General features: G+C 70.6%; 15 protein-coding genes. 8 read left to right on the forward strand and 7 right to left on the reverse strand.

Annotated elements, in window-relative coordinates; genetic code table 11:
• Positions 1-22 precede the first annotated feature (22 nt).
• Positions 23-430 (reverse strand): nuclear transport factor 2 family protein, encoded by a 408-nt coding sequence (locus tag A3CE_RS0138390; protein ID WP_020645417.1) that lies wholly within the window; start codon positions 428-430, stop codon positions 23-25.
• Positions 431-502: 72 nt separating this feature from the next.
• On the opposite strand from A3CE_RS0138390, the gene A3CE_RS0138395 reads away from it, so the two are divergent.
• Positions 503-1,894 carry a carboxylesterase/lipase family protein gene (locus A3CE_RS0138395; protein ID WP_020645418.1) on the forward strand — a complete coding sequence of 464 codons (1,392 nt, stop codon included), beginning with the start codon at positions 503-505 and terminating at the stop codon, positions 1,892-1,894.
• Positions 1,895-1,955: 61 nt separating this feature from the next.
• Here A3CE_RS0138395 and A3CE_RS0138400 read toward each other — a convergent pair whose 3' ends face one another.
• The 3 genes from A3CE_RS0138400 to rnhA form a co-directional block, all read right to left on the reverse strand.
• A complete protein-coding gene (locus A3CE_RS0138400) occupies positions 1,956-5,033 on the reverse strand; it encodes a glycosyl hydrolase 2 galactose-binding domain-containing protein (RefSeq protein WP_026469265.1) in 3,078 nt (1,025 codons plus the stop codon).
• A 182-nt stretch (positions 5,034-5,215) separates the two neighbouring features.
• Positions 5,216-5,596, reverse strand: coding sequence for a YchJ family protein (locus A3CE_RS0138405; protein ID WP_020645420.1), 381 nt, complete (start codon positions 5,594-5,596; stop codon positions 5,216-5,218).
• Positions 5,597-5,658: 62 nt separating this feature from the next.
• The gene (rnhA, locus tag A3CE_RS0138410; RefSeq protein ID WP_020645421.1) at positions 5,659-6,120 is read right to left on the reverse strand and encodes a ribonuclease HI; all 462 of its coding nucleotides are present in this window, start codon (positions 6,118-6,120) and stop codon (positions 5,659-5,661) included.
• A 75-nt stretch (positions 6,121-6,195) separates the two neighbouring features.
• On the opposite strand from rnhA, the gene A3CE_RS0138415 reads away from it, so the two are divergent.
• The 4 genes from A3CE_RS0138415 (at position 6,196) to A3CE_RS0138430 (ending at position 9,766) form a co-directional block, all read left to right on the forward strand.
• Positions 6,196-6,903 carry a Crp/Fnr family transcriptional regulator gene (locus A3CE_RS0138415; protein ID WP_020645422.1) on the forward strand — a complete coding sequence of 236 codons (708 nt, stop codon included), beginning with the start codon at positions 6,196-6,198 and terminating at the stop codon, positions 6,901-6,903.
• Positions 6,904-7,379: 476 nt separating this feature from the next.
• Positions 7,380-8,345, forward strand: a complete 966-nt coding sequence (locus A3CE_RS0138420; RefSeq protein WP_020645423.1) for a hypothetical protein — start codon at positions 7,380-7,382, stop codon at positions 8,343-8,345.
• Positions 8,346-8,351: 6 nt separating this feature from the next.
• Positions 8,352-8,963 carry a hypothetical protein gene (locus tag A3CE_RS0138425; RefSeq protein WP_020645424.1) on the forward strand — a complete coding sequence of 204 codons (612 nt, stop codon included), beginning with the start codon at positions 8,352-8,354 and terminating at the stop codon, positions 8,961-8,963.
• Between the two features lie 20 nt (positions 8,964-8,983).
• Complete coding sequence (locus A3CE_RS0138430; RefSeq protein WP_020645425.1) at positions 8,984-9,766, forward strand: DUF1684 domain-containing protein; 783 nt, start codon at positions 8,984-8,986, stop codon at positions 9,764-9,766.
• Positions 9,767-9,807: 41 nt separating this feature from the next.
• On the opposite strand, the gene A3CE_RS0138435 is transcribed toward A3CE_RS0138430, so the two are convergent.
• A complete protein-coding gene (locus A3CE_RS0138435; protein WP_020645426.1) occupies positions 9,808-10,293 on the reverse strand; it encodes an AMIN-like domain-containing (lipo)protein in 486 nt (161 codons plus the stop codon).
• A gap of 197 nt (positions 10,294-10,490) precedes the next feature.
• Positions 10,491-11,168, reverse strand: a complete 678-nt coding sequence (locus A3CE_RS0138440) for an MBL fold metallo-hydrolase (RefSeq protein WP_026469267.1) — start codon at positions 11,166-11,168, stop codon at positions 10,491-10,493.
• 108 nt (positions 11,169-11,276) lie between these two features.
• Here A3CE_RS0138440 and A3CE_RS0138445 point away from each other — a divergent pair, with 108 nt between their 5' ends.
• Positions 11,277-12,482 carry an acyltransferase family protein gene (locus A3CE_RS0138445; protein ID WP_020645428.1) on the forward strand — a complete coding sequence of 402 codons (1,206 nt, stop codon included), beginning with the start codon at positions 11,277-11,279 and terminating at the stop codon, positions 12,480-12,482.
• Between the two features lie 97 nt (positions 12,483-12,579).
• Complete coding sequence (gene uvrA, locus A3CE_RS0138450) at positions 12,580-15,441, forward strand: excinuclease ABC subunit UvrA (protein WP_026469268.1); 2,862 nt, start codon at positions 12,580-12,582, stop codon at positions 15,439-15,441.
• 50 nt (positions 15,442-15,491) lie between these two features.
• On the opposite strand, the gene A3CE_RS0138455 is transcribed toward uvrA, so the two are convergent.
• Complete coding sequence (locus A3CE_RS0138455; RefSeq protein WP_026469269.1) at positions 15,492-16,049, reverse strand: fibronectin type III domain-containing protein; 558 nt, start codon at positions 16,047-16,049, stop codon at positions 15,492-15,494.
• 223 nt (positions 16,050-16,272) lie between these two features.
• Here A3CE_RS0138455 and A3CE_RS0138460 point away from each other — a divergent pair, with 223 nt between their 5' ends.
• Positions 16,273-16,788, forward strand: coding sequence for a hypothetical protein (locus A3CE_RS0138460; RefSeq protein WP_020645431.1), 516 nt, complete (start codon positions 16,273-16,275; stop codon positions 16,786-16,788).
• Positions 16,789-16,795 lie beyond the last annotated feature (7 nt).

Below are 16,795 nucleotides of genomic sequence, written 5' to 3' on the forward strand. Positions count from 1 at the left end.
TACCCGCCGCCGGTGGCGGGTGTCACCTGGCCAGCTCGGGGAGCACTTCGGCGACCAGCTGGGTGTCCATGTACTCGGTGATCTCGCGGATCCGGCCGTCTTCGACGCGGAAGACGAAGCAGTACTTGTTGTCGTAGCGCGCCCCGGACTTGGTGGCGACGCTGCCCTGCGTTTCGACCACGACGACGTCGTCCTCGGCGACGAAGCGGCTCGCCGTGCTCGTGTAGGTGCCGTCGAACTGCTCGCCGAGCGGCCCGAGCAGGTCGCGGCGGACCGAGTCCTTGCCTTCGAAGCGGCCCGCCCAGCTGTTGTGCCCGCCGACCGTCCACGTGACGTCGTCGGCCATCGCGGCGATCAGCGGCCGGATGTCGCCGGTCGCCCAAGCGTCGAAGGCGGTCTTCAGGAGCTGCTTGTTCTCTGCTGCGGTCAAGATTCCCTCCCAGTGTGTACGCCCAGTCAACATGCTGGAGCGCGCTCCAGGGCAAGTCCCTAGGCTGAACTCGTGACGACGGTGGAGATCGCGGCCGGTGCCCTGCGCGGGTCCGGACGGGACGGGGTCAGGACGTTCCTCGGGGTGCCGTACGCCGAGCCGCCGGTGGGGGAGCTGCGGTTCCGAGCGCCCCGGCCGGTGCCGCCGTGGTCCGGCGAGCGCGACGCGACGAAGTGGGCGCCCCGCGCGCCGCAGCCCGAGCTGACCGGGCGCGGGTTCACGGGCGACGAGGACTGCCTGTACCTGAACGTCTACGCGCCGGCTTCGCCTGGCTCGTACCCGGTGCTGGTGTGGATCCACGGCGGAGGCGGCGTGATCGGCGCGCCGCACCAGTTCGACGCGTCCGCGTACGCGCGGCGGGGCGTGGTCGTCGTGACGGTCGCCTACCGGCTCGGCGTGCTCGGGATGCTGCACCTGCCCGGCGTCGCCGACTCGAACCTCTCGCTGCGCGACCAGGTGGCTGCCCTCGAGTGGGTGCGGGACGACATCGGGGCGTTCGGGGGCGATCCGGGCCGCGTCACGCTGGCCGGGCAGTCCAACGGCGGCCGCACGGTCGGGACGTTGCTGGCCGTGCCGGCCACGCGCGGGCTCGTGCACCAGGCGATCGTGCAGAGCGGCACCGGCGTCGGCTCGGTCGTCCACACCCCGGCCGAAGGCGCGGCGGTCGCTTCGGCGGTGTTGACGGAACTGGACGCCTCGCCGGAGGACCTGGCGACACTGCCGGTGACGCGGATTCTCGAGGCGCAGCAACGGGTTTCGGCGGTCTCGGGCACCAAGGTGACTTACCGCGTGGTCGTCGGCGACGAGCTGCTGCCGTCTCGGCCGCTCTACGCCGTCCGCGACGTCCCGCTGCTCATCGGGACGACAGCCGACGAGGAAGACCTGTTCAGCTGGCTGCAGTCGGGCGGCGCGAAGCTCCTCGGCGTCGGTTCGACGATGCTGGACGCCCCCGCGGTCGAAAAGGCCGTCGCGGCCTACACCGAGCTGCTCGATTGGCCGGAAGACCAGGTCCGCAACCGCGCGCTGACGGCGGGGGACTGGTGGATCCCGGCGATCCGCTTCGCCGAGGCACAGCCGGACGCCTGGATGTACCGCCTGGACTGGCGGATCGCCCCCCGCGGCCGCGGTCTGGGCGCGGTACACGGGCTCGACCTGCCGCTGATGTTCGACGACATCCGCAACAAGAACTGGCGGTTCCTCTTCGCCGGGCGCGCGTTCCCGGCCGAGCGGATGCAGGCGGTGGCGACGGAGATGTTCGGCGCCTGGGTCCGGTTCATCGCCACCGGCGACCCGGGCTGGCCGCGCTACACCCCGGCGGACCGCGTCACGCGCCTCTTCGACGACGTCTCCACCACGGTCGCCGACCCCGACCGCGACCAGCGCCTCCTCTGGGACTCCCTCTGAAAGCCGTGAATGGCACATTGAGGGACGTAGAGTCCCTCAATGTGCCATTCACGGACTTGGGCTAGACGGTGATCTTGTCGACGTTCGGGCCGCCGGTGGCGGTCGTCGCGGTCGCCTTGATCTTGTTCGGTCCGGCCGTGAGGGTGACCGGGATCGTGACCGTCTGCCAGGTGTCCCAGTTCCCGGTGCCGCCGAACGCCACCCCGGACGCCACGGTCGTGCCGTTGACCGTGATGTCCATCGGCCGGTTCGCCGTGGTGCCGTTGGCGAACCGCAGGACGACGTTCGCGGGGCCCGCCGCGGCCGCGGTCACGGAGAACTCCACCGCGCTGCCGGTCGCGTTGTCGTAGTTGACGAACCCGCTGCCGGTGAAGCCGGTGTGGTTCGACTCCACGACGCCGTTGGTGATCGTCGCGTCCTCGGCCTGGTAGTCGGCCGGGGTACCCGGGCCGGGGTCGACGGTGCCGTCGGCGGGCACGGTCTTCGTCCCGGTGTTCCAGCCCGCGACCCGCACGGACGGCTTGGCGCCCTTGAGGTCCGCGGTCCGGTAGGTCGCCGTCAGCGTCGTCGACTCGCCGGGCCAGAGGCTGACCTGGTTGTCGGTCCAGCGCACCGGCAGCACCGGCGCGCCCGCCGCGCCGACCATGTGCGCGTCGACGAAGAACGCCGGCACCTTGCCGGAGGAGCCGTTCTTCAGCGTCACCTTGGTCGTCGTGGTGCCATCGCCGTTCGTCGTCGAGGACGCGGTCGTGTCCACCCCGACCTGGGCCAGGCCGTTCAGCCCGGACAGGTCGGCGTACGACGTCGTCGGCGTGTAGTACCAGTCGCTGTTGCCCCAATCCAGCGTGTCGGCCTTGGTGGACAGCCAGTACACGTTCCGGCTGACCTCCTTGCCCGACGCATCGGTCAGGACCAGCTTCGCCAGGTACGTCGTCGACAGCCCGCTCACCGAGCCGATGGTCAGCGCGGTGGTCTTCGCACCGTCACCGCCCACCGAAACGGCCTTGGACTGGTCGAACTTCGACGTGCCGTCCAGGTTGAACAGCTGCATGCGCGCGGTCAGGCCGGACGCCGCGTCGTGGTTGTGGTTGACCACCACGACCGACTTGGTGTCGTACGAGTACTGGATGTGCAGTGGTTCGTTCGCCTTCTTGGCCCCGAAGTAGGAGCCGTTCTGGTCGAGGTAGGTGTCGAACAGCTGCCAGTGCAGCGACGTCCAGCCGCTGTTGAGCATCCAGTAGATGATCCCGGTGGCCGGGTTCGAGCTGTCGCTGAAGTTCCGCGAGTGCGACTCGAACTCGGCGCGGACGTTCTCGTACTGCGCCAGCTGCGCCTTCCGGACGAAGTCGTCGAGGCTCGCCGGCTTGCCGTAGCGGCCGGTCAGCGCGTTGCCGAACAGCTTCAGGTTCGCGAACGTCGACGACGAGGACCGGTGGTACTGCGCGGCCGACGGGTTCTTCCACAGCGTGTCCAGCTCACCGGACGACATCATCCGCTTGAGCGTGTCCATGGTCGGGATGTCCGGCCCGGCGCTGGTTTCGGAGTTGAAGCCCCACGCACCGCCGAGGTCGCTGTGCGCCTTGTCGTACCAGTAGTTCGGCGGGACGTAGTCGTACGGCCCGTTCATCTTCATCCCGGACGACCCCAGCTGCGGCGACGACTTCGCCGACGCGGCCGGCACGACCGGCGTCTGCCAGTCCGCGGCGTTCAGCGCGTCGAGGTAGTTCTTCTCGATCGTCGCGTCGGGGGCGAAGTCGCTGCCGATGAGGAACGAGATGACGCTCGGGTGGTCGCGCAGCCGCTCGGCCTCCGCGGTCATCGACGCCTTCGCGACCGGGTAGTCCGCGGCGGTCCACGGGTCACCCTTCTCGCTGCCGTTGACCTGGCCCTCCCACTTGTCGCAGCACTCCCAGCCGGGCAGGGTCAGCACGCCCATCCGGTCGGCGAGGTCGAAGAACTCGTCCGGCTCGATGTGCCCCTCCAGGCGCACGGTGTTGAGCCCGAGGTCCTTGACGTAGGCGAGCTTGTCGGCCGCGTACTGCTCGTTCCAGCGCAGGAACAGGTCCGGCGAGTAGCCGCCGCCCTTGATCAGCAGCGGGCGCCCGTTGATCGTGTACGCCCGGCCGCCGCTCGAGTTCTTGGTCGCCGTCACCTGGCGGACACCGAAGCTCGAGTGCGAGGAATCCGACGCCGTGCCGCCGGCGCTCGCGGTCAGGTCGAGGTCGTAGAGCGGCTGCCCGCCCATCCCGGCCGGCCACCAGATCTGCGGGTTGTCGATCCCGGTCACCGGGAAGGTGACGGTCTTCTTCTCCTTCGCCGCCAGGCTCACGGTCTGGCTGATCGGTTTGCCGGCGACCGTGCCGGAGACCGTCGTGGAGACGGCGGCCGCGGAGTCGTTGCGGACGTCGGCCTTCACTGTCAGGTCGGCGTGGGTCAGCCCGGTCAGCTTCGTGACGACGTGGCCGCCGCGCAGCGCCACCGGGCCGCTGCGCCGGACGAGGACGTCCCGCACGATGCCCATGTTCTGGTCCGGCGGGGTCTGCGCCCAGTCGATCCAGCCCATCGACAGGTCCTTGTTCGGGTCGTTCGGGTAGACCTTGAACGCGATGCTGTTCGTCCCCGCCTTCACCTGCGCGGTGATGTCGAGGTCGTGGCGGGTGTAGGCGCCGTTGACCTGCGTCTTGTCGGCGATCCGCGTCCCGTTGACCCAGACGTCGGCCTTGGACAGCACGCCGCTGAAGTCGAGGTACGTGCGCTGGGTGGGGTCGGCGACGGTGAGGTCGGTGCGGTACCACCACGGGACCTGGAAGTCGGCGGCCGGCACGTTCTTCATGTTCGTCGAGTAGAACGGGTCGGCGTACTTGCCGTTGGCCAGCAGCCCGGCGTAGACGGTCGACCGCGGGCCGACCGGGTACCAGCCGGCGGTGTTGTAGCCGGGTTTGGAGACCGCGGAGTCGTCGCTGACCTGCGCCGACGTCTGGATCAGGAAGCCGGGGACCGCGGTCGCCGGGCTCGCGGCGGCGACCACCGCTCTCGCCGGTTCCTGCCCGGTCGCGGCCGGGACGGTCGTCCCGCTCACGCCGGCGGCGAGCACCACCGCCGCCAGGAGGGTCCGGATTCTTCTCTGCCGATAGCTCACTAGCGCGCCTCCTAGGCACCACGGCGGCGAGGGGACATCAGGCCAATCGTTAGGGAACTTTCCTAACAATTGCGACGATCGTAGCGGCCCGGTCACCCGGAGAACAGGGGCGTTTCGGTCAGACCCGGGCCGCTTGCCACGGGCGTAGCGGAAGTGTCTCGCTCAGCGGGACAGGGGTGGGTTCACGCTTCGGCGTCGAGGTAGACCCAGTGGCCGTCCTCGCGGCGGAAGCGGCTGTTCTCCTCGAGGAAGCCGTCCCGGCCGCGGTGGCGGTAGTGCGCCCGGAACTCGACGGTGCCCTCGGCGTGCAGCAGCCCGCCCGCGGTGCGGCCGAGGATCTCCAGCCGCGTCCACTCCTGGCCGGGGTCGAGCGTCAGCCGCCGCGGCCGGGTGTCCGGGTGCCAGGTGCGCAGCAGGTACTCGGTGTCGCCGACGGCGAAGGCGCTGAACCGCGAGCGCATCAGCAGCTCGGCGGTGGGAGCGGTGAGCCCGCCGTCGTGGAACCGGCCACAGCAGGCGGCGTAGGACTCGGTGAGGCCGCACGGGCACGGGGCGGGAGGCATCGGGGAATTGTGCCACGAAACCCCGGCGCGGCCGACAAGGCGTGGTGTCCGTCCATTCCGGACTAACCGGCGTTGACCGGCTTCCCGGTCTCCCGCGCCTCTTGCGCCCCGCGCACCGCGAGCCGGTCGGCGCGCTCGTTCTCCGGGTGGCCCGCGTGGCCCTTGACCCACAGCCATTCGACCTGGTGCTCGCCGGTCGCCGCGTCGAGGCGCTGCCACAGGTCCGCGTTCTTGACCGGCTCACGCGCCGCCGTCTGCCAGCCGTTGTTCTTCCAGCGGGGCAGCCACTGCGTGATTCCGTTGCGGACGTATGTGCTGTCCGTGTAGACGCGGACCTGCGACGGCCGGGTCAGGCTCTCCAGGGCCCGGATCGGCGCGGTCAGCTCCATCCGGTTGTTCGTCGTCGGGGTGGCTTCGCCGCCGTACAGCTCGCGCTCGTGCCGTCCGTAGCGCAGCACCGCGCCCCAGCCGCCCGGTCCGGGGTTCCCGCTGCACGCGCCGTCGGTGTAGATCTCCACGTCCACGCGCAGACCCTACCGGTCGCGATCCTCGCTCCCGGCCGCCACGCCGGGTTACGGTGGTGATCCGGAGGGGGGTCCATGAACGGGCACGACGAGGCGGCGGAGGGGGCGCTCCTGGCCCATCTCTCCGAAGACGATCGAGACTACCTGCTCGCCATGGGCACCCGTCGCCGGTTCCGCGCGAACGCCTTCGTGCTCATGGAGGGCGACCCGTCCGACCACGTCCACGTGCTGGTCTCCGGCTGGGTGCGGGTCTCCACGATCGTCGAAGACGGCCGCGAGGTGCTCTTCGGGCTGCGCGGTCCCGGCGAGGTGCTGGGCGACCTCGCGGCGATCAACGGCTGGGCGCGGACGGCGTCGTGCCGCGCGATCGAGCCGTGCACCACCGTTCAGCTGACCGGCGCCCAGTTCCTCGCCGTCCTGCGGACGCGGCCGGAAATTGCCATCGCGACGCTCAAGACCGTCGCCGCCCGGCTCCGCGCCGCCGAGTCCGCCCGGGTCGACTCGGCCGCCTTCGACGTCAGCCGGCGGGTCGCGGTGGTCCTCCTGCGGCTGGCCGAGGAACACGGGCGGCGCGTCCCGGAGGGCGTGGTCATCGAGGCCGCGCTCTCGCAGGCCGACATCGCCGCGCAGATCGGCGCCGCCCGGCGTACCGTCGCGCGGGCCCTGGCCGTGCTGCGGCAGCGGGGGATCGTCGAGACCGGTCGTCGCCGGATCCTCATCCGCCAGCTGCGCGTCCTTCGGGCCTTCGCCCGTTCTGAGCCAAACGGCACACAAGGCCCGTGACAACAGGCATCTGACGGACGCCGCCACCCGGCGATTCTGGAGCCCGGCCGGAATTCACTCAGATGCCACCGGCCGGATTTCATTTTCGAAGCGAGGACGGGAAGTGCTTGCCGTGGACGTCATTGCGCCATTTCCACCCCGGTGAATTCGGTCTTCGCCCCGTTCGTGACCGGTGCCGCCGGCGGGTTTCTTCGCGGTCACCGGAAACGCGGGCGAAACCTGCCGTGCCGGCGTTCACGGCCCCGCACTGCCCCCGGGTGCAGCGATGAGGAGGTGCGTGGGATGGAGAGCCACTCGATCTGGGCCCTGATCTTCGGGGCCAACTGACCGTGGTGAGACCCGGCCGACCGGCTCGTGGGGGGCCGGCCGGCCGGGCATTCCGCGAATACGGGTGTCCCGCATCTGTCATCCCCGGCCGGAACTGCCACTGGTAATGTGAGCACCTCTTTCCGCCGACACGATCGGGAGGGGGTGGGATGACGCGGGAGAACTCGTTCCCGTTCGTGCGCGAACTGAACGAACTGCGCCGCGGCCGCGGTCTCGACGCGGCCGACCTGCACCAGCGGATCGGTCCCTGCCTGCAGGCGGCGTGCGGAATCGAAGACACCGACCAGCCCACCGCCGCCCGGCAGAAGCTCGTGCTGCGGCTCGCCGAGCTGTGCGGACGGCTGCCCGCCGACCTGCGGCTGGCCGCGCTGGCCGCGCTCGGCCTGCACGAAGAGGCCGCGGGCGAGTTCCTCGACCGGCGGATCTCGTGGCTGGCGAGCGCCCTGGACCGCGACCCGCGCACCGCGCGCCGCCGGATCGACCTGGCGTTCCGGCGGCTCGACGAGCTGCTCGGGGCGCCCGCGCCCAGCCGGGACAAGCACCCGCTGGCCGGCTGGTACGTCGAGTCGATGAAGGCCATGCTCCGGCTCGACCGCGAGCCGCCGGAACTGCAGGAGGAACGCCGGATCGTCGCGGAGGTCGACGAACTCGACGAGCTCGTCCTGTCCTTCAGCGTGCCGGCCGAGCCGGGCAGCGACCCGGTGCCGGACATCACCGCGGACGTCCTCTTCGGGGGCGAAATCGTCGAAGCGCGCCAGGTCTCGGCGAGCCACGCGCAGTTCGTCATGCGGCTGCCGAACCCGTTGCGGCTCGGCCAGCGCCACGAGTACGGCATCCGGTTCGCGCCGCGGCGCACGGCACTGCGGCCGTACTACGTCATGACGCCGTTGCGCCGCTGCGAGGAGTTCTCGGTCCGGGTCCGGTTCGATCGCGCCGGCCCGCCGTCGCGGGTGTGGCGGCTCAACGGCGTCCCCGGACGGGTGATCGACGACGGCGTCGACTCGGGCGACGCGCTGACCGTCAACCGGGTCGGCGAGGTGGGGCTCGAGTTCCACGACCTGCACCAGGGACTGAGCTACGGCCTCCAGTGGTCGTTCGACTCCCGGGAGGAGTGAGGCGCCGTGCGCACCGTCCCGGTGGCCGCGACCGTCGTCCGGATCGGGATCGTCGCGCCGAGCCGCGGCCGCACCGCCCGCGCGGTGCACCTCGGGGTCACCCTGGACGCGGTGCTGGACGAGGTGTTCGAGCACGTCCCGGTGCCCTACCGCACCCCGACGTGGTACCGCAGGCCCGAGGGTGACAACACGACGCTGGTCATCCCGCCGACGGTGCCGCGGCGATGGGTCGCGACGGCGCTCGTCGCACTGCTGGACGACGCGCTGGGCCGCCGCAACCGCCACCTCAACGAGTTCGGCAGGCTGCGGCTGAGGCTGGCGGCCGACCACGGCGACGTCGTGCTGCGGCCGCCGTACTTCGGCGGCGCCGCGGTGGCCCTGTCGGTGTGGTTGTGCGATTCCGAAGCGCTGAAGGCGGCGTTGACGGCGTCGCCGGAGGCGGACCAGCTGCTGATCGTCTCCGACCGGTTCCACGCCGCCGTGGCCGGCGACCTGGACCCCGCGGCCTTCCGGCGGGTCGTCGTCCTGGCCGGCGGCGAGCGCGAAATCGCCTGGCTGGCGGTAAGCCCGGATACTGGGACGCGGAATACCGGCGCGGACGGCGGGTTGGCACCTTAGCCGACGGAAAGGGGCCCGCGATGAGCACGTTCACGCAGGAGTGGCAGGACTGGAAGACCCGGCGAGAGGCCGATCTGGCCGAGCCGCACGGCTGGCTGGCGCTGGTGTCGCTGGACTGGCTGACCGACTCGCCCCGCGAGTACCCCGGCATTCCCGGCCGCTGGTGGCAGGACGCGGACGCGGCGTACGTCGACCCGGCCGGCGCCTCGCTGGCGCACGAGGGACAGGCGATCACGGAGGTCCGGCGGTTCGAGCTGGTCAACAGCGGCGCGGGCACCCGGGTACTGGCCGGCGACGTCGAGATCGAGGTGGCCCGCCGCTCGGGGTACCTGATCCGAGTCCACGACCCGAAGGCCGAGGTGCTGCGGGCTTTCCACGGCGTCCCGGCGTACGAACCCTCGCCGTCCTGGGTGCTGAGTGGACGGTTCGAGCCCTTCGCTTCGCCGCGGCCCACGACGGTGGGTGCGGTGGTGGAGGGTCTCAGCCACGTCTACACGGCACCGGGCGTCGTCCACTTCTCCCACGACGGAGTGACGCATTCGCTGACCGCGTTCAACGGCCGGGACGGCGGGCTCAGCATCCTGTTCACGGACGAGACGAGCGGGGACACGACGTACGCGGCCAACCGGTCGCTGCCGGTGGGCGCGCCCGCGCCGGACGGGTCGGTGACCTTGGACTTCAACCGTGCCACCAACTTGCCCTGCGCGTTCACCGGCTTCGCGACGTGCCCGCTGCCGCCGGCGGGCAACCACCTGCCGTTCGCGGTCGAAGCGGGGGAGAAGACGCCGTACGAGCGCGGGTGACCCGCCGGGCCACCCGCGCCGGTCCTTCAGTGGCGGCTTCCTCAGTGGGCGACGTCGATGACGACCCGGTTGGGCGCGGTGAGCGTGAAGACGTTCACCGCGGTCCGCGTCCGCACCCCGATCCCGATCGAGGTGTGCGCCTCGAAGTCCCCGGTGAGGGCGACGGCCATGACGTTGGCGAGGTTCCGGGTCCGGAACTTCTGCGGCCCGGTGTAGGTGGGGTTCCCGTTCGCGTCGTGCGCGACGAGGGCGAACGCGGAGACGTTGATGAAGTACTCCCCGGTGAGCCACACGATCTCGCCGCTCGGGTCGGCGGTGAGCTCGTCGACGAGCTGGTAGCTGAGGGTCCCGGGCACGGTCCCGGCGGACAGGTCGAGCACGATCCGGTCGAACCCGGGGTTGAGCCCGGTCCGGATGTTCGTCAGGGCGGGCGTGGTGGCGACGGCCTGCGCCGGCGCCGCGGCGACCAGCGTCCCGGCGAGCAGCAGCAGGACGGCGACGAGCGCGCGTCCGAGGGTCTTGGACATGGTGGGCCTCCTGGCGGAGCGAACCGGTGGAAGTCCCAGCGCTGGGTATGCGGGGGACGTCCGGTTCGTCCGGTGCGTTGCCCTGAGGTGGGGCTTTGACACCTCAAGCGTTACCCGGCTGCTCCGGACGGGGTTCGCGCGCCCGCCTCGACCCGGGCCCGCGGGTCTCGGCGGCCCCGTTCGGGTACGTCGTCAGCTCACCAGCCGCGCTCGCGCCACTCCTTCAGGTTCGGCCGTTGGGCGCCCAGCGTCGAATCGTCGCCGTGGCCCGGGTAGAACCACGTCTCGTCCGGCAGCTCGGCGAAGATCCGCGATTCGACGTCGTCGAGCAACGACGTGAAGTTCTCCGGCGAAGCGGTCTTCCCCACCCCGCCCGGGAACAGCGAATCCCCGGTGAACAGGTGCGGGATCCCGGCCGGATCGCGGTACAGCAGCGCGATCGATCCCGGCGTGTGCCCCCGCAGGTGAATGACGGAAAGGGTGACCCGGCCCACCGAAAGCGTGCCCCCTTGCTCCACCAGGAAGTCCGGCGGCACCGGCAGCGGTGAAGCGTCCAGCGGGTGGGCCGCGGTGTTCGCGCCGTTCGCGCCGGCCACCGCGCCCAGTGCCTGCCAGTGGTCCTGGTGCTGGTGCGTCGTGACGACCGTCTTCAACGAAGGCCGGTCCGGGCCGTGGCCGATCAGGTCGGAGATGCGGTCCGGGTCGTTCGCCGCGTCGACGAGCAGGGCCTCGTTCGACTCCCGGCACACCAGCAGGTACGTGTTGTTGTCCATCGGGCCGACGGACAGCTTGGTGATGGTCAGCGCTTCCAGCGTCCGCCGGGTGGCGTCGCCGCCCGGGTCGACGTGCCCGGTGTAGGTCTCCACGATGTTCACCGTGCACACGGTAGTCGTTTCGTCCCAAGCGGTTCCACCCGCACAGGCGCCCGGCCGGCTCGCCACGTAGGCTTCCGGGCGACCCCGCCAGCCGACCCCAGGACGACCGTGCCCACCTCGCCGACGCCGCGCCGGATCAGCTGGGACCTCCTCCGCGTCGTCGCCGTCTTCGCGGTGATTCTCGGGCACGTCACGCACCAGGGCGCCCTGCTGCACCCGGAACTCACGGGGTACCCCGTAAGGGTGACAGCGCAGTTCGGCGCGGCGATCCTGCTCGTCATCTCCGCGTTCTTCGTGTGCGCGAGCCTCCGCAAGGGGCACCCGCGCCGGTGGCTGTGGAACCGCGTCGCGCGGCTCGTGCCCGCCTACCTCGTCGCCGTCCTCGTGACCTACGTCGTGACGCGGTGGGCGGCCATCTCCTTCAGCGGCCTGCCCTACCCGCCCGGCGTCACCGGCTTCCTCTTCGGCGTGCCGGCTGGCCCGCCGGCGAACCCCTCGCCGTGGTACATCCCGAGCGGGCTGGACCTGGTCACCAACCTCGGCATGGTGCAGGAGTGGGGCATCCGCTCGGACGCGTTCTACTACCTCGACGGCTCCTACTGGACGCTGCCGGTGCAGCTGATGGCGTTCACCGGCGCGGCCCTGCTGTGGCCGCGGTCGTGGCGCACCCACCGGCTGACCGTCGCCCTGCTGTGGGCGCTGATCCTGGTTCCGCTCGTGCTCCGGTTCCTCGTCTTCGCGCCGGGGACGGCGAGCCCGGTCGTCGAGACGTTCTACTACGGCCTGGGCCTGCACCGGCTGCACGTCTTCGCCATCGGCGCCGCCGTCTGGCTGTGGTCGCGGCGGCGGCTCGCGCACTGGCACGCCGCGCTCTTCGTCGTCGCCGGGGTCGCCGCCCAGGACCTGCAGGTGTTCCCGCTGCACCGGGCACTGCCGCAGGACGCCGCGCGCTGGCCGTCGACGATCGGGTTCGCCGTGCTGCTCCTGCTGGTCTGCCTGGCCGCCCGCGGCCCGGACTGGCGGTTCCCCGGGCCGGCCAGGATCGCCCCGGCCGTCACCTGGCTCGCGGGCATCTCGTATGGTCTTTATCTGGTGCACCAGGAACTGGGTTACATCCTGGCCCGCGCGCTGCTCGACCTCGGCCTCCCCGGCTGGCTGCGGCTCCCCGTGGTCATCGGCGCCGCGGTGCTGGCCGGCTGGGCGGTCACCGCGGGGGTCGAACGCCCGGCCCACCGGTGGCTCACCACCCGACGGAAGCCGGAAAAACCGCAGGTCAGAGACGCGGAATCAGTTTCTGTCGGTGGTGGCTCGTAGCATGGACGCGGCCACCCGTGCAGCCGGCTTGAGACAGCACAGACCGGGTCGGCGACCGCAGCGGAATGACTTGAGAATGACCTGAGAGGACCCTGGCGTGGCTGATCGCCTCGTTGTTCGCGGTGCCCGCGAGCACAACCTCCGCGGCGTGGATCTCGACCTGCCCCGCGACAGCCTGATCGTGTTCACCGGTCTGTCCGGGTCCGGGAAGTCGAGCCTCGCCTTCGACACCATCTTCGCCGAAGGGCAGCGGCGCTACGTCGAGTCGCTGTCGGCGTACGCCCGCCAGTTCCTGGGGCAGATGGACAAGCCGGACGTCGACTTCATCGAGGGCCTCTCGCCCGCGGTGTCGATCGACCAGAAGTCGACCTCGCGCAACCCGCGTTCGACCGTGGGCACGATCACGGAGGTCTACGACTACCTGCGCCTGCTCTACGCCCGCGCCGGCAAGGCGCACTGCCCCACGTGCGGCGAGGCGATCAGCAAGCAGACCCCGCAGCAGATCGTCGACCAGGTGCTGGAGATGGACGAAGGCGTCCGCTTCCAGGTGCTCGCGCCGGTGGTGCGCGGGCGCAAGGGCGAGTACATCGACCTGTTCGAGAACCTGCAGCAGCAGGGCTACGCGCGCGTGGTCGTCGACGGAACGGTCCACGCGCTCACCGACCCGCCGAAGCTGAAGAAGCAGGAAAAGCACCAGATCGCCGTGGTCATCGACCGGCTGAGCGTCAAGTCGAGCTCGCGGCAGCGGCTCACCGACTCGGTCGAGACGGCGCTGCGGCTGGCCGACGGGCTGATCGAGCTCGAGTTCGTCGACCTGCCGGACAACGACCCGCACCGGATCCGCGGCTTTTCCGAGAACCTGGCCTGCCCCAACGGCCACCCCCTCGCGATCGAGGACCTCGAGCCCCGCTCGTTCTCCTTCAACTCGCCCTACGGCGCCTGCCCCGTGTGCACCGGCATCGGCATCCGCAAGGAGGTCGACCCGGAGCTGGTGGTGCCGGACGACGAGCTGTCGCTGGCCGAAGGCGCGATCGCGCCGTGGTCGGGCGGGCAGAGCGCGGACTACTTCATCCGGCTGCTCGAGTCGCTGTCGGAGACCATCGGCTTCCGGATGGACACGCCGTGGCGGCGGCTGCCGGCGCGCGCTCAGAAGGCCGTGCTGCACGGTGTCGACGAGCAGGTGCACGTCCGCTACAAGAACCGCTACGGCCGCCAGCGGTCGTACTACGCGGCGTTCGAGGGCGTCATCCCGTTCCTCGAGCGGCGCCAGGAGCAGACCGAGTCCGAGTACATGCGCGAGCGGTACGAGGGCTACATGCGCGAGGTGCCGTGCCCGGCCTGCCAGGGCACCCGGCTCAAGCCGGAGATCCTCGCGGTGACGCTGGCGCACCAGACCCGCGGCGACATGTCGATCGCCGAGGTCTGCGCGCTGTCCATCGCGGAGGCGTCGCAGTTCCTCGACGAGCTGGAGCTGGGGCAGCGCGAGACGATGATCGCCGGCGCCGTCCTCAAGGAGATCCAGGCCCGGCTGCGCTTCCTGCTCGACGTCGGCCTGACGTACCTCTCGCTCGACCGCGCGTCGGCCACGCTGTCCGGCGGGGAGGCGCAGCGGATCCGGCTGGCGACCCAGATCGGGTCGGGCCTGGTGGGCGTGCTGTACGTGCTCGACGAGCCGTCGATCGGCCTGCACCAGCGCGACAACCACCGGCTGATCGAGACGCTGACCCGGCTGCGGAACCTGGGCAACACACTGATCGTCGTCGAGCACGACGAGGACACCATCCGCTCCAGCGACTGGGTGGTCGACATCGGCCCGGGCGCGGGCGAGCACGGCGGTCACATCGTCCACAGTGGACCGTACAAGAAGCTGCTGAAGAGCAAGGAGTCGCTGACCGGGCAGTACCTGTCCGGCCGCCGGAAGATCGAGGTGCCGGCGATCCGGCGGCCGATCGACAAGAAGCGGCAGCTGACCGTCGTCGGCGCGCGGGAGCACAACCTGCGCGGCCTGGACGTCTCGTTCCCGCTGGGCTGCCTGGTCTCGGTGACCGGCGTCTCCGGTTCGGGCAAGTCGACGCTGGTGAACGACATCCTCGCGACGGTGCTGGCGAACAAGCTCAACGGCGCCCGCCAGGTGCCGGGCCGCCACACCCGCGTGAACGGCCTGAACAACGTCGACAAGCTGGTGCGCGTCGACCAGTCGCCGATCGGGCGGACCCCGCGGTCCAACCCGGCCACCTACACGGGTGTCTGGGATCACGTGCGCAAGCTGTTCGCGGCGACGACCGAGGCGAAGGTCCGCGGCTACCAGCAGGGCCGGTTCTCGTTCAACGTCAAGGGCGGCCGCTGCGAGGCGTGCGCCGGCGACGGCACGATCAAGATCGAGATGAACTTCCTGCCGGACGTCTACGTCCCGTGCGAGGTCTGCAAGGGCGCCCGGTACAACCGGGAGACCCTCGAGGTGCACTACAAGGGCAAGACCGTCTCGGACGTGCTCGACATGCCCATCGAAGAAGCGGCCGGGTTCTTCGAGCCGATCAAGGCCATCCACCGCCACCTGCAGACGCTGGTGGACGTCGGCCTCGGCTACGTCCGGCTCGGCCAGCCGGCGCCGACGCTGTCCGGCGGTGAGGCGCAGCGCGTCAAGCTGGCCAGCGAACTGCAGAAGCGCTCGACCGGCAAGACGGTGTACATCCTCGACGAGCCGACCACCGGCCTGCACTTCGAGGACATCAACAAGCTGATCGGCGTGATCAACGGGCTGGTCGACAAGGGCAACTCGGTGATCGTGATCGAGCACAACCTCGACGTGATCAAGACCTCCGACTGGATCATCGACATGGGCCCCGAAGGCGGCTCGGGCGGCGGCACGATCGTCGCCGAGGGCACGCCCGAGCACGTGGCGGCCATGGAGGACAGCTACACGGGCGAGTTCCTGCGCCACGTCCTCACGGCCGAGTAGCAAGTCCGTGAAGGCCACCTTGAGGAACTTCAAGTTCCTCAAGGTGGCCTTCACGGCTTTGAAGCCGGGCCGGTGGTCTGGTGGACCACCGGGGAGAGCGGGCCGTAGTACAGCGTCCGGAGCCGGAAGGCCGATTTCTCCTCGCCGGGGAGCAGTGGGAGCGCGCAGGTCGTCACGTTCGGATCGGTCACCTCCACCGGGTCGAAGTCCGGCGCGCCCGGGCGGCGGATCTCCAGGAGGAACCCGGCTTCGTCCGGCGAGCGGTCGGCCCACGTGAACGTCACGGTGTCGCCGGAGGCCACCGCGCGCAGCTCCGTCGAGACCGGACCGGTGTACGGCTGCACCCGGTAGTAGAACGGCGTCTCCGGGATCAGGTCCGGGTGGTGGTAGCTCGTCGTGTGCGGGGGCAGGAACCGCAGCGTCGTCCAGGGGCCGGCCGGGTCGTTGGCGTAGTCGACGCGGTGGCCGGCCTCCTTGTCCGGCCAGTCGTCCGGCCAGCTGAGCACCACGTCCGTGGGCGATGTAAGGGTTGCGGTGAAGGACGGCTGGGGTGCCGTGGCACAGCCCGCGACCAGCAGCGCGACGAGCACGAGGGGTTTCGCGGACACGACGGCCTCCCGGACGGGCGGAGGCGGCGGGGCGAACGTGATCAGCTTAGGAACGCGCCCGCACGGCGACAAGATCGTGCCGATCACCGGGACACACCAATCCGATGGCGAAGCGGCACCGAACCGCGCGAAACCGGGCTGAACCGTTTCGCGCGGGCAGCCGTGTTCTGAGGTGTCGAGGTCCGCCGGACGGCGGTGCCGCCCTCACCGAGGAGAGAACGTCATGAACCGTATTGGGCCGGTCGTCGCCAGCGCCGTCGCGCTGGTCGCCGTCGCCACGTTGTCGGCCTGCAGTGACATGGCCGACGGCGCCCAGGGGCCGCAACACGGCCAGCCGGGGCACAAGATGCTCCAGGTCGGCACGGTCAACGGCGTCGGCGCGGTGGTCACCGACGCCGACGGCAAGACGCTCTACCGGTTCGACAAGGACCTCTCCCAGCCGCCGGCCTCCAACTGCGACGGAGAGTGTGCGACGAAGTGGCCGCCGATGGTCGCCGGGGTGGCGACGCCGATGCTCAAGGGCATCCAGGACACCCAGGTCGGCACGGTGACGCGCAAGGACGGCACCAAGCAGATCACGCTCAACGGCTGGCCGCTGTACGAGTTCTCCGGCGACCAGGCGGCCGGCGACATGAACGGCCAGGGCGCCAACGGCACCTGGTTCGCCGTGGCGCCCGACGGCAGCAAGATCACCGCGGGTAAGCAGGGCGGCCCCGCGGCCGGCGGCTCCGGGTACTGATCACCGA

It is taken from the genome of Amycolatopsis balhimycina FH 1894 (assembly GCF_000384295.1).
In the GTDB taxonomy this organism is placed as follows: domain Bacteria; phylum Actinomycetota; class Actinomycetes; order Mycobacteriales; family Pseudonocardiaceae; genus Amycolatopsis; species Amycolatopsis balhimycina.